Raw genomic sequence first — 12884 nt, 5'->3', positions numbered from 1 at the left:
GGCCGGTGAATTATTTTTATGGATCGAGTGCTTGCATTTTTCCCTTGCGAGTCTGTCAATTGAAGGTGAAAACTGAGCCGATACCTGTTCTTTCTGCCAATCGGTGCGATTATCGCCCGTAACTCCCGAGGCCTGGATTGAAGTGATGAACAAGCCTGACCTGCCTTCGATTCCAGTGTTCAAGCTCTACGGTGAAAGCCTGGACTGGCCGACCCCCGACTTGCTGCACTGCGAAACCATTTCCAAACGCAGCCGCGAACACCAATGGGAAATCAAACCCCACCGTCATGCCGATTTGTGCCAGTTACTCTTCGTCTTCAAAGGTCAGGCAGAGCTTGAGATCGAAGGTAAACGCACGCAACTGACCGAGCCGACCGTGCTGATCCTGCCGCCGTTGTCGGTGCACGGTTATCGATTTTCCGAAGACGTCGAAGGGTTTGTCTTGACCCTCGCCGCGCCGCTGATCGCCCATCTGCAAGCGCAACTGGGCAACTCGGTGAATGCCTTGGCCCAGGCCGAAAGCTACCCGGCGGGCAAGGACGGCGACTATCTCAATAGCCTGTTTTCAGCGCTGCAAGACGAATACACCGGCCACCAGCCGGCGCGTGAAATGCTCATGCATTCACTGGTCAGCGTGATCATGGTCTGGGTCAGCCGGCAGGTGATTTCACGCCGCAGCGCCAGCCAGCGTCCGCAGCGCGCGCGGGAATACCTCAACGGGTTTATCCAACTGGTGGAAGAGACTTACCGCCAGCACGTCAAGGTCGAAGACCTGGCGCATCGGCTGGGGATTTCCGTGTCCCACCTCAACGGCACGTGCCGTGAACTGGCGGGGCAACCGGCGTTGCAGATCATGCACGAGCGGCAGTTGCTGGAGGCCAAGCGTTTGCTGACCTACACCAGCATGACCATTTACGAAATGTCAGACGTGTTGGGGTTTTCCGATCCGACCAACTTCACGCGCCTGTTCCGGCGTCGCGTGGGGATTTCGCCCAAGGCGTTCCGCGACCGCTTGAAGGCCGATCAGGGCAACGAGGCCTGATCCTCTTCGTCACCGCAGGGCGTTGAGGGTCGCGTTGTGGGGAATGCAGCGCTCGAAATTGCAGCTGGCAAATTCGCGGGGCAGTTGCCGTGCCTGCTCGACCCGCCAGGCCGCGGTGCCATACAGCGCCAGCGTCACCGCGCAGGTGATGAAAATGGTGAGGTATCTTCTTGTTTTGATGTTCATGGCGTGGACCTCTGAACGAAATACCCTCGGGTATTACTTTGAGCATAGGTCAGCGCGGGTGAGTTGCCACTAATGCGGCATCGCATTTACCTCGGTATTCAGAACACTGATGTTCCCCCTGTGGGAGCGGGCTTGCTCGCGAAGAGGCCGTGTCAGTCGACATCATTGCTTAATGTCATACCGCATTCGCGAGCAAGTCGAACCGTCGCACCGCCGCTCCCACATTTGATCGGGTTTACAGGCCGACATCCCAGGCAGGTTCTTCGGGGAATCTGAGCACCAGAAAATCCAGCAGGCTGCGCAGCGCCGCCGGCATGTGTTTGCGTGACGCATACACCGCGTAGATGTTCATCTGCCGGGGTTCAGCCTGGGGCAGCAGGCGGACCAGTTCGCCGCTGTGAATATGCACACCCGCCTGATAACTCGGCAGCATCGCCACCCCGGCGCCGGCGATGGTTGCGCGCAGCAAGGTGCTGGCTTCGTTGGCGCTGATGTTGCCCTGCACCGGCACCGAGACCGGTTCGCCGTCTTCCTCGAAATGCCAAAGGCTTTTGCCGAAGTAGGAATGGGTCAGGCAATTGTGCTGGCTCAGGTCCTCCACCCGTTGCGGCGCTGGATGTTCGCGCAAATAGGCAGGGGAGGCGCAGATCACCGAGCGACACACCGTCAGCCGTCGGGCGATCAGGTTCGGGTCCAGGTCGTTGCTGGTGCGGATCGCCAGATCGATGCGCTCATCCACCAGGTTCACGGTGCGGTCGAGCATCTGCAGATCAATGCTGACGCCGGGGTAACGTTTGACGTAGGCCGCCATGGCGTCCGCCAGTTGCGCCTGGCCAAACGAAGTGCTGACACTGATGCGCAGCAACCCGCGCGGTGCGTCGTCCGGCTCGCTGACGGCGGCTTGCATGTCAGTGGACAACTCGAGCATCTGCCGACAGCGGGGCAGCATCTCGGTGCCGGCAGCGGTCAGGCTCAACTTGCGCGTTGTACGGTGCATCAGCCGGGCACCGACCCAGTCCTCCAGTTCCGCCAGATAGCGTGAAACCACCGGCCGTGACAGGTCCAGGTGATCGGCGGCGGCCGACTGGCTGCCGAGGTCGACCACCGTGACGAATACGCGCATTGCTTGAAGACGATCCATGATTTGCCCGCTTTCAGAAACAAACTATGTTCAAGCATCGCATTTTTTGTACTGAGTCATGCAACTAAGCTCCCTCCCATCGCCAAGCACGGCATTCGGATTACGGAGCAACAGATGATCGGTTTCACCACCCTCAAGCGTATTTTGCTGGCCACCGCCGCCCTCGGCTTCGCGGCTCATGCAGCGGCGGCCTCGACCCTGACCCTGGATGTCTACAACCCCGGCGACAAGGCGATCTTCCCGGTGACGTCGGTGCTGGTCAGTGGCGAGAAGGAGGCGATTCTGGTGGACGCGCAGTTCGGTAAGTCCCAGGCCGAACAAGTGGTCGAGAAAATCCGAGCCAGCGGCAGGCAACTGACCACCATTTACATCAGCCACGGTGACCCGGATTACTACTTCGGCCTCGACACTCTGACTGCCGCGTTTCCCAACGCCAAAGTACTGGCCTCGCAGCCGACCGTGGATCACATCAAGCACACCGTCGACGACAAACTGGCGTTCTGGGGCCCGAAAATGGGGGCTGACGTGCCGGCGAAAACCATCGTGCCCGGCGTGCTCAAGGGCGACAGCCTGATTCTCGAAGGGCAGAAGTTGCAGGTGGTGGGGCTGGAAGGCAAACAGCCGGATCGCACCTTCGTCTGGATTCCTTCGATCAAAGCGGTCGTCGGCGGGGTGGTCGTGGCAGAAAACATCCATGTCTGGATGGCCGACACGCAAACCGCGCAATCTCACGCCGATTGGTTGACTACGCTGCACTCCATCGAAACCTTGAAACCGAACACCATCGTGCCGGGTCATTACCTCGGTGAGAGCGCTCGCTCGTTGGCGGCTGTGAAGTTCACCGCGGATTACATCAAGGCGTTCGACGAAGAAACCGCCAAGGCCAAGGATTCCGCCGCACTGATCGCCGCGATGAAAAAACGCTTCCCGACGCTGGGTGATGAAAGCTCGCTGGAGCTGAGCGCCAAAGTCGCCAAGGGCGAGATGAAGTGGGGTGAATGAGTTCAGGAGGATAGGTTTCCCTGTGGCGAGGGAGCTTGCTCCCGCTGGAGTGCGCAGCGCTCCCTCACATTCTTTCAGTCACACCGTATGCCGAGGTTTTGCGACTGCTTCGCAGCCGAGCGGGAGCAAGCTCCCTCGCCACAAAAGCTTCACTGGTCAAACAATCTGCGCACCACAGCTGTATCCAACTGGAGAACGTCATGAGCAAAATTGCAATCATCGGGGCCACTGGCCGTGCCGGCAGCCAATTGCTGGAAGAAGCCCTGCGTCGTGGTCACAGCGTCACCGCCATTGCCCGCGACACGTCGAAGATCGGTCAGCGTGCCGGTGTGGTCAGCCAGAATGTCGATGCCCTTGATGGCGAAGCATTGCAAGCCGCTGTGGCGGGTCATGACGTGGTCATCAGTGCCGCGCATTTCTCGACACTCCCCGCCGCTGCCGTGATCGGGCCGGTGAAAAAGTCCGGGGTGAAGCGTCTGCTGGTGGTCGGCGGTGCCGGCTCCTTGTTGCTGCCGGATGGAACCCGCGTGATCGACAGCGAGGGCTTTCCCGAAGCGTACAAAGTCGAGGCGGGTGCCGGTGCTTTGTTCCTTGAGAACCTGCGTCAGGAACAGGAACTGGACTGGACCTTCGTGTCACCCTCGGCGGAGTTTGTCGAAGGCGAGCGCACGGGGGTGTTCCGCATTGGCCACGATGATCTGCTGGTAAGCCGAGAAGGGCGCAGCTGGATCACGTTTGCCGATTATGCGATTGCGATGATCGATGAAGTGGAAGTGCCGAAGCACGCCCGCCAGCGGTTTACGGTCGGGTATTGATAGCGCGGCTTAAACCATTCGCGAGCAAGCCCGCTCCCACATTTGATCTCCAGTGTGACAAAAATCAAATGTGGGAGCGGGCTTGCTCGCGAAGCTTTTCAGCGGCTCTGAGCCTGCTCGACCAACCACCCCAACAATTCCTGCAACTTCGGCGAAGGTGCGGGCTTGTGCGGCAATACCAGGTAATACGCCAGCCCGGTCTTCACCTTCAATTCAAACGGCATGACCAGCCGCCCGGCGCTCAAGTCATCGCCAATCAACGACCAGTCGCCAATCGCCACGCCCGTCCCCTGTGACGCCATCGACATCGCCAAATCCAGCGTTTCGAAATGCTGACCCTTGCTGACATTGTTCAGCCGGACATTGGCCGTGGCCAGCCAGGCTTTCCAGTCCCGCTCATCACGGGTGGGGTGCAGCAGCATGTGCCGCTGGAGGTCTTCCGGGGTCTGCAACGGCACAGGGCCTTCAAGCAGCGGTTTGGAACAGACCGGTGTCAATATTTCTTCAAACAGGCGTTGCGAGGCCAACGTGCTGTCTGGTGGCACGCCGTACATCACCGCCGCATCGAACTGCTCCCGATGAAAATCCACGCCGTGCTTGACCGTGGTGGTCAGCTCCACCGGTACGTCCGGACGCTCCCGTTGCCACTGCAAAAGACGCGGCAACAACCAGCGCATCACGCAGGTCGGGGCCTTGAGTTGCAAGGTTTCGCGCTTCTCGCCGATCTGCTCCACGGCCTCATCGATCAAGCCGAAAATCTGCTGCACCCGTGGCAGCCATTCCCGTCCTTCGGCTGTCAGGTCGAGGCCGCGAGCCTGGCGGATGAACAGTTCATAACCGAGGTGATCTTCGAGCCCGGCGATCTGCCGACTCACCGCGCCTTGGGTGATGTGCAGCTGTTCGGCGGCCCGGGTGAAGTTGCAGCACTGCGCGGTAATCAGAAAAGTGTGCAGCGCCGGCAGGGGAGGCAGTCGTTTCATTGGGATCCAAGGTATGACGTGAGGACATGGCTAGTATGACTTTTTATCCATTGTTGCGGCTACGTGTCGCCCGTTCCAATGAGGCCATCCCTGGACCTGCCCACTCATCATAAACACTGCGCAGGCCCGGCGTCTCAAACGAACAAGAAGGGCAAAACACAATGGCGACGTGCGGCGAAGTATTGGTCAAGTTACTCGAAGATTACGGGGTTGAGCAGGTGTTCGGCATTCCCGGGGTTCACACCGTGGAGCTGTATCGCGGGCTGGCCCGTTCGAGCATCAACCACGTCACTCCGCGTCACGAACAGGGCGCCGGTTTCATGGCCGACGGTTATGCCCGCACCAGCGGCAAACCGGGTGTGTGCTTCATCATCACCGGCCCTGGCATGACCAACATCACCACCGCGATGGGCCAGGCTTACGCCGATTCGATCCCGATGCTGGTGATCTCCAGCGTGCAATCGCGCAGCCAGTTGGGTGGCGGTCGCGGCAAGCTGCATGAACTGCCGAACCAGGGCGCGTTGGTCGCCGGTGTCGCAGCGTTCTCCCACACCCTGATGTCGGCGTCCGAGTTGCCGGGCGTTCTGGCCCGTGCCTTCGCGCTGTTCCAGGCCGGCCGTCCGCGTCCGGTGCACATCGAAATTCCGTTGGACGTGCTGGTTGAAGAAGCCGACGACCTGCTCAGCAGCGTACCGGTAAACATCGATCGCGCCGGTGCATCGCCGACCGCCGTTTCGCGCATGACCGAGTTGCTGGCCGGCGCCAAGCGTCCGCTGATTCTCGCCGGTGGCGGTGCCATCGATGCCGCCGCTGAACTGACTGAACTGGCCGAACTGCTGGACGCGCCGGTGGCCCTGACCATCAACGCCAAAGGCATGCTCGAGTCCAATCACCCGCTGCTGATCGGTTCGACCCAGAGCCTGGTCGCGACCCGCGCACTGGTGGCCGAAGCCGACGTGGTACTGGCAATCGGCACCGAGCTGGCCGAGACCGACTACGACGTCACCTTCGCCGGTGGTTTCGAGATTCCGGGCCAACTGCTGCGCGTGGACATCGACCCGGACCAGACCGTGCGCAACTACCCGCCGCACGTGGCGCTGGTGTCCGACTCGCGCAACGCTGCCCAGGCATTGCTGAGCGCGCTGTCGCACAAGTCCCTGGCCGAGCGCGCCAATGATTGGGGCCAGGTGCGTGCCGCCCGTTTGCGTGAAGCACTGACCGAGACCTGGGATGCCCCGACCCTGGCGCAAACGCGCTTCCTCGAAACCGTCCTGCACGAACTGCCAGACGCGGTGTTCGTCGGTGATTCGACCCAGCCTGTGTACACCGGCAACCTGACCTTCAACCCCGAGCGCCCGCGTCGCTGGTTCAACTCGTCCACCGGTTACGGCACCCTGGGTTACGCCTTGCCGGCGGCGATTGGCGCCTGGCTCGGCGGCAGCGTCGAAGGCGGTTCGCGTCCTCCGGTGGTGTGCCTGATCGGCGACGGCGGCCTGCAATTCACCCTGCCGGAACTGGCCAGCGCCGTTGAAGCGCGCACCCCGGTGATCGTGCTGCTGTGGAATAACCAAGGCTACGAAGAGATCAAGAAATACATGGTCAACCGCGCCATCGAGCCGGTCGGCGTGGACATCTACACCCCGGACTTCATCGGTGTGGCCAAGGCATTGGGCTGTGCAGCCGAAGCCATCAGCGGCGTCGAGCAACTGCGCACGGCGCTGCGTGCTGCGGCGGATCGCCAAGGCCCGACCTTGATTGAAATCGATCAGACCCAGTGGATGAAGGCGGTGTCAAAATGAGTTTTCCGACCATCCTCGACGGTCTGTTCATCAATGGCCAATGGTCGGCCGGCAACGAACACTTGCGCGTGATCAACCCGGCGACCGAAGCCTTGTTGACCACGGTCAATGGCGGCGACGCACAGTCTGTCGATCACGCGGTGAGCGCGGCCACCCACGCTTTCGCCGCCTGGTCGAAAACCACCGGTGCCGAGCGCGGCGCGATCCTGCGCAAAATCGCTGCTGGTGTGCAGGCCGGTCGTGAGCAACTGATGCATTTGCAATCGAGCAACAACGGCAAACCATTGTTCGAAGCGGCCATCGATGTCGACGACGTGATCGCGACGTTCGAGTATTACGCCGGTCTGGCCGAAGGCCTCGACGCCAAGCAAGACAGCACCGTTGAATTGCCGAGCGAAGATTTCAGCGCGCGCCTGCGCCGCGAACCGGCCGGTGTGGTCGGCCTGATCGTGCCGTGGAATTTTCCGATGGTCACCACCGCGTGGAAACTTGCCCCGGCCCTGGCCGCCGGTTGCTGCGTGGTGCTCAAGCCTTCGGAAGTGACACCGCTGCCGGAACTGGAGCTGGCGTCGATCATCGCCCAAGCCGGTTTGCCGGCCGGCGTGTTCAATCTGGTGTGCGGCACCGGTCTGGCCGTTGGCGCGCCACTGTCGGCGGACCCGCGCATCGCCAAGATTTCCTTCACCGGCAGCAACCCGGTGGGCGTGCAGGTCATGCAGCGCGCAGCGGAAACCGTCAAAGGCGTGAGCCTGGAACTGGGCGGTAAATCGTCGCTGCTGGTGCTGGCCGATGCTGACCTTGATCTGGCGGTGGAAGTGGCCTGTGGCGGCGGTTTCTTCAACGCCGGGCAAATGTGCTCCGCCACCAGCCGCGTGCTGGTCGCCGATGAACTGGCTGATGAATTCCTGCTGCGTCTGAAGGCGCGCGCCGAGGCCATTCGCGTGGCCGACCCGTTCGACCCGGCAGTGGAGATGGGCGCGCTGGTCAATCAGGCGCAATACCAGCGCGTGCTGGGCCACATCGATCGTGGTTTGAGTGCCGGCGCCAAGTTGATCTGTGGCGGCAATCGTCCGGCCGACCTTCCGCGCGGTTATTTTTTGCAGCCGACAATTTTCACCGAAGTGCCCCTCGACAGTGCGCTGTGGTGTGAAGAGATTTTCGGCCCGGTGATCTGCGTGCGCAGTTTTGCCACCGAAGCCGAGGCGATTGCCCTGGCCAACGACAGCCAGTTCGGCCTGGTGGCCAGCGTGGTGACGCGCAACGCCGAGGCTGCTGATCGGGTCGCCAACGCTTTGCAGGCGGGGCTGGTGTGGATCAACGCGCCGCAGGTAATCTTCCCGCAGACCGCTTGGGGTGGCTACAAACAGAGCAGCATTGGCCGCGAGTTAGGGCCGTGGGGCTTGCAGGCTTTCCAGGAAATCAAACACGTGATTCGAGCCGTCTGAAGGCACGAAAAAGGTCAACGCATGCCTCGTAAGGAGGCATGCGCTGGCGTCATGGCTTCAATGAGTTTTTATCGATAGTCAGGTGTTTTACACGACCTCAGGATGAACTTGCTGGCTCAGCCAAACCCCCGAAAATACGGGGGTTAATGCTGATCCGGTCGCGCGGATGCAACAGTTTCGACCTGCCTTATACCTACAAAAACAAAGGGAGTCCGTAATGGGCGAACATGATCTGAACAGACGTCAATTCATCAAGACCGTGGGCGTAGCCTCGGTTGCAGCGGCCGCCATGAGCATGCCGTTCATCAAGGCCAATGCCAGCGACACACGCTTTGCAGGCAAGACCCTGCGTTTGCTGACCTGGTCCGATGACACTGGCCTGGCAGCCCTGCGCAACATCGCTGCGACTTTCGAAGACAAGTACGGCTGCAAGGTTATCGCTGACCGCACCGGCAGTACCTCGGAAATGGTCGCCAAGCTCAAGGCTGGCGGTGATCGTCCGCAATACGACGTCATCACCCTGGCCGGCGTCGGTGCCGAAGGTCTGGCCGCCGCCAACCTGTTGGAAAAACCCGACCTCAACCGCATTCCGAACCTGGTCGACGTACCGGAAAAATACCGCACCGGCGCCAATGGCCACGGTATCGGTTACCTGCTCTGGTGCAACAGCCTGGTCTACAGCACCCGTACCCAGAAAGAAGCACCGACCAGCTACGCCGACCTGTGGAACCCAGAACTGGCACCGAACATCTTCCTGCCGCCGCCAAACTGGACCGAGGCCATGGACCTGATCATCATCGCCGCCAAACTGGCCGGTGGTGACGAACACAACATTGAGCCAGGCTTCAAGAAACTCGCCGAGCTGAAAGACCGCGTGGTCACCCTGGGTGAAAACCCGAACCAGATCGCCGAACTGTTCCGCACCGGTTCCCTGGACATGGGCGGCCTGTACGCACCGGCGTTCTTCCCGAAACAGATTCGCGATCCGGCTTACGGCTTGAGTGCAACCTTTGGCATGAAGGAAGGTTTCTACACCGACTTGATGCAGTCGGTGATGCCGAAGAACCGTCCGGGCGACACCGACATGGCGTACGCCTTCATCAACCACTCTCTGGACCCGCTGGTGCAGGGCAAGATGGCTGAAGACATCTACAACGGCCCGGTCAACTCCAAGGCGATCATCTCCGCCGAAGCGCGCAAGAGCCCGTTCATCCTCACGCCAGAGCAGATTGCCGAGAAGGCGATCATGCACGACAACGCCTTCCTGGCCACCGTGCATGACCAATGGATTCGTCGCTACACGGAAATCTTTTCTTCCTGATTGAGTGATGACCACAAGCCCTGAGAGCACCACAAATCAAAATGTGGGAGTGGCGGTTCGACGTTTCGACTTGCTCGCGAATGCGGTGTGACATTCAACATTGATGTCGCCTGACACGGCCCCTTCGCGAGCAAGCCCGCTCCCACACTAGACCGGCGTTGCCTCAGGTCTTGTGTTGGTCAGCTGCTTTCCATTGACGAGACCTTTGCTATGGAACACCAACCTCTGACTCATCCGGTAAGCGTCGACCCCGTGCGTGCCCGCCGGGGTGTTTCGCCGACGACCCGCGCCTGGTTTTTCCTGTCGCCGTCGATGCTGTTTATGGGTGTGCTGATCGCCGCCAGCCTGCTGGTCCTGCGCATGAGCGTGGGCACCAAAGGCGCGGAATGGACCGGGTTCAGCCTGGCCAGTTACGCCCAATTGCTCGAACCGTATTACCTCAAATCCTTGCTGCTGACCTTGCGTCTGGCACTGATCAGCGCAGCGATCGCCGTGGTCCTGGCGATTCCGGTGGCCTACACCATGTCGCGCCTGACCTCACCGTTCGTGCGCCGCGTGTTCCTCGCCGCGGTGCTGTTGCCGTTGCTGGTCAATCTGCTGCTGCAAAGCTACGGCTGGCTGGTGATCCTCGGCCCGGGCGGCATGCTCAATCAGGCGCTGATGGGCCTCGGTCTGATCAAGCGTCCGATCATGCTGCTCTACAACCAGAACGGCGTATTGATGGGCCTGGTGCAAACCGCGTTCCCGCTCGCTGTGCTGCCCATCGCCAGCGCCATGCGCGGCGTCGCCCGTACTTACGAAGAAGCCGCCGCGACCCTGGGCGCCAGTCGCTTCCAGGTGTTCCGCCAGGTGGTGTTGCCGATGAGCATGCCGGGGATCATCACCGGCGCGACGTTGGTGTTCGCCTACAACGCCAGCAGCTTCGTCGTGCCGTTGCTGCTCGGTGGTCGACGCGTGCCGATGCTGGCGGTGATGGTCCATGACCAGATCGCCCCGCTGATGAACTGGCCCGCCGCGTCTGCTGCCGGTGTGGTGCTGATTGTCACCACGCTCGCGATCATGACCTTGTCCGAATACATCACTGGCCGCCGTCGGCGCATGCTGGAGGCTTCGCAATGAGTACCCTGACCAAGAAACGTTATGGGCTGCTGCCGGGCGAAACCGGCAAGTTCGCCGGCATCCTCTCGGGCTTCATCCTGCTGCTGGCGGTGTTGCCGATCCTGACCATGATCGTGATGTCGTTCAGCGGTTCGTCGAACCTCGACTTTCCGCCGAGCAGCTACAGCCTGCAATGGTACAAGGCCGCCTGGCACACCTTCGTCTCGCCGGACGGCAACGACGTGCTGAGCCTGGGCAAAGCCATGACCACCAGCCTGATGGTCGCGTGCCTGACCATGGTCTTCGCCACGATCATCGCGGTGCCGGCGTCTTATGCACTGACCCGTTGCGAGTTCCGTGGCAAAGCCGTGGCGCTGCAACTGATGTCGTTGCCGTTGGTGTTTCCGATGGTGGTGTTGGGCCTGGCGTTGCTGCTGGTGTTCGACAGCCTGCCGTTCCAGATGACCACCTCGCGGCTGGTGATTGCCCACGTGATTCTGGCACTGCCGTTCGTGGTGAAAAACTGCACCGCGGCGATGCTGTCCATCGGCAGCGAAGTCGAGGAGGCCGCGCAAATGCTCGGTGCTTCGCCGACCCGGGCGATTGTCGATGTGGTGGTGCCGTTGATGAAGTCGGGGATCCTGGCGGGTGCGCTGCTGGCGTTCATCGTTTCGTTCAACGAATTCACCGTAACCTACTTCCTCTACACCATCGACGTCATGACCGTGCCGATCTGGATGTACAGCCGCACCGTGTCTTCGCTCGACCCTACCGTTTTCTCGTTTGCCGTGCTGATCGTGCTGATCGACTTCGTCCTGATCTGGGCGCTGGAGAAGCTGGTTGGTGAAGGTGGCGTTTCGTTCTGATTTCTTGAGGTGATTCACATGTCTGGTCTGATTCTGGAAAACGTCGAGAAACACTACGGCTCGGCCTGCGCGGTAAAGGATGTAAACCTGCATTTGCCGGAAGGCAAACTGGTGTGTTTTCTCGGCCCGTCGGGCTGCGGTAAAACCACGTTGCTGCGCATGATTGCCGGCCTCGAAACCCTGACCGGTGGCGAAATTCGCCTGGACGGCGTAGACATCGGCCACACCCCGGCGCACGAGCGCAATTTCGGCATGGTGTTTCAATCGCTGGCCTTGTTCCCGCACATGACGGTGGGGGAGAACATCGCTTATCCACTGAAATTGCGTGGCGTCAGCAAGGCTGATCAGCAGGCGCGAGTGGTGGAGTTGCTGGAGCTGATTCAGCTGCAGGAAATGATTGATCGCCCGGTGGCCAAACTCTCCGGCGGTCAGCGTCAGCGCGTGGCGATTGCCCGGGCGATTGCTTCGCGGCCAAAAATCCTCCTGCTGGACGAGCCGCTGTCGGCGCTGGACGCCAAGCTGCGTGAATCGATGCAAGTGGAAATCCGTCAGCTGCAACAGCGCCTGAACATCACCACGATCATGGTGACCCACGATCAACGTGAGGCCATGACCATGGCCGATATCGTCGTGGTACTGGGCGAGCACCGCGTGCAACAGGTCGGCACGCCGATTGAAATCTACCGCCACCCGGCCAACGAATTTGTCGCGGACTTTATCGGTTCCGGCAACATCTTCCCGGCCACGGCGCTGGGCAATGGCAAGGTCGGTCTGCCGGGTGGCGATGCACTGGAAGTGCCGATCTGCAGCAGCATTGTGGTCGGCGAGAAAGTGAAGATGCTGATTCGCCCGGAAGACCTGCAACTGTCGCACCCGCAGGCGACGGCGGGGAACCGGTTACTGGGCACGGTGACGTTCGTGCGTGATATCGGCGCGACGATTGAAACGACCGTGGAGTGTTCCGGGGTGTCGTTCACGGCGCTGAGCACGCCGTGCCAGGGGTTTGGGTTGAGCATTGGCAACCCGGTGTCGGTGACGTTGCCGGCTGAGGCGTGCCGCGTGTTGGGGGCCTGATCCGGATTTGATGTTGGCCTTGATGGCCTCTTCGCGAGCAAGCCCGCTCCCACATTTCTACCGCATTCTCCTGAGAGAACTCGGTCAAATGTGGGAGCGGGCTTGCTCGCGAAGG

The 12884-nt window shown here is 60.9% G+C and carries 12 protein-coding genes; 9 read left to right on the top strand and 3 right to left on the bottom strand.

Annotation, left to right across the window (positions count from 1 at the left end):
* Nucleotides 1-145: 145 nt before the first annotated feature.
* A complete protein-coding gene (locus tag BK660_RS08940; protein WP_123433003.1) occupies nucleotides 146-1042 on the top strand; it encodes a helix-turn-helix domain-containing protein in 897 nt (298 codons plus the stop codon).
* A 9-nt stretch (nucleotides 1043-1051) separates the two neighbouring features.
* Here the strand turns inward: BK660_RS08940 and BK660_RS32585 are convergent, their stop codons facing one another.
* Both BK660_RS32585 and BK660_RS08930 read right to left on the bottom strand, forming a co-directional pair.
* Nucleotides 1052-1228, bottom strand: a complete 177-nt coding sequence (locus BK660_RS32585) for a hypothetical protein (RefSeq protein WP_170219114.1) — start codon at nucleotides 1226-1228, stop codon at nucleotides 1052-1054.
* Between the two features lie 235 nt (nucleotides 1229-1463).
* Nucleotides 1464-2369: a LysR family transcriptional regulator gene (locus tag BK660_RS08930; RefSeq protein WP_221178645.1), complete on the bottom strand. Its 906-nt coding sequence runs from the start codon at nucleotides 2367-2369 to the stop codon at nucleotides 1464-1466.
* Nucleotides 2370-2483: 114 nt separating this feature from the next.
* Here BK660_RS08930 and BK660_RS08925 point away from each other — a divergent pair, with 114 nt between their 5' ends.
* On the top strand, nucleotides 2484-3371 hold the full coding sequence (locus BK660_RS08925; protein ID WP_123433000.1) for an MBL fold metallo-hydrolase: 888 nt from the start codon (nucleotides 2484-2486) through the stop codon (nucleotides 3369-3371).
* Between the two features lie 200 nt (nucleotides 3372-3571).
* Nucleotides 3572-4186, top strand: coding sequence for an NAD(P)-dependent oxidoreductase (locus tag BK660_RS08920; protein WP_123432999.1), 615 nt, complete (start codon nucleotides 3572-3574; stop codon nucleotides 4184-4186).
* A 98-nt stretch (nucleotides 4187-4284) separates the two neighbouring features.
* Here the strand turns inward: BK660_RS08920 and BK660_RS08915 are convergent, their stop codons facing one another.
* Complete coding sequence (locus BK660_RS08915) at nucleotides 4285-5166, bottom strand: LysR substrate-binding domain-containing protein (RefSeq protein WP_123432998.1); 882 nt, start codon at nucleotides 5164-5166, stop codon at nucleotides 4285-4287.
* 161 nt (nucleotides 5167-5327) lie between these two features.
* Between BK660_RS08915 and BK660_RS08910 the strand changes: the two genes are divergently transcribed.
* The 6 genes from BK660_RS08910 (at nucleotide 5328) to BK660_RS08885 (ending at nucleotide 12769) form a co-directional block, all read left to right on the top strand.
* Nucleotides 5328-6965, top strand: a complete 1638-nt coding sequence (locus tag BK660_RS08910) for a 5-guanidino-2-oxopentanoate decarboxylase (protein ID WP_123432997.1) — start codon at nucleotides 5328-5330, stop codon at nucleotides 6963-6965.
* Nucleotides 6962-8410, top strand: coding sequence for an aldehyde dehydrogenase family protein (locus BK660_RS08905; protein WP_123432996.1), 1449 nt, complete (start codon nucleotides 6962-6964; stop codon nucleotides 8408-8410). The genes BK660_RS08910 and BK660_RS08905 overlap by 4 nt, the downstream gene beginning before the upstream one ends.
* A gap of 217 nt (nucleotides 8411-8627) precedes the next feature.
* Entirely contained in the window at nucleotides 8628-9731 is a 1104-nt protein-coding gene (locus tag BK660_RS08900) for an ABC transporter substrate-binding protein (RefSeq protein ID WP_123432995.1), read from the top strand.
* Nucleotides 9732-9941: 210 nt separating this feature from the next.
* Complete coding sequence (locus BK660_RS08895; RefSeq protein WP_123432994.1) at nucleotides 9942-10850, top strand: ABC transporter permease; 909 nt, start codon at nucleotides 9942-9944, stop codon at nucleotides 10848-10850.
* Nucleotides 10847-11695, top strand: a complete 849-nt coding sequence (locus tag BK660_RS08890; RefSeq protein ID WP_123432993.1) for an ABC transporter permease — start codon at nucleotides 10847-10849, stop codon at nucleotides 11693-11695. Before BK660_RS08895 ends, BK660_RS08890 begins: the two co-directional genes overlap by 4 nt.
* Nucleotides 11696-11713: 18 nt before the next feature.
* Nucleotides 11714-12769: an ABC transporter ATP-binding protein gene (locus BK660_RS08885; protein WP_123432992.1), complete on the top strand. Its 1056-nt coding sequence runs from the start codon at nucleotides 11714-11716 to the stop codon at nucleotides 12767-12769.
* The last annotated feature ends 115 nt before the right edge of the window (nucleotides 12770-12884 follow it).

This window comes from Pseudomonas brassicacearum, from assembly GCF_003732265.1.
GTDB lineage: Bacteria > Pseudomonadota > Gammaproteobacteria > Pseudomonadales > Pseudomonadaceae > Aquipseudomonas > Aquipseudomonas brassicacearum_D.
Note: the sequence above shows the minus strand (reverse complement) of the source record. Positions and strands in the feature narration are given on the sequence as shown.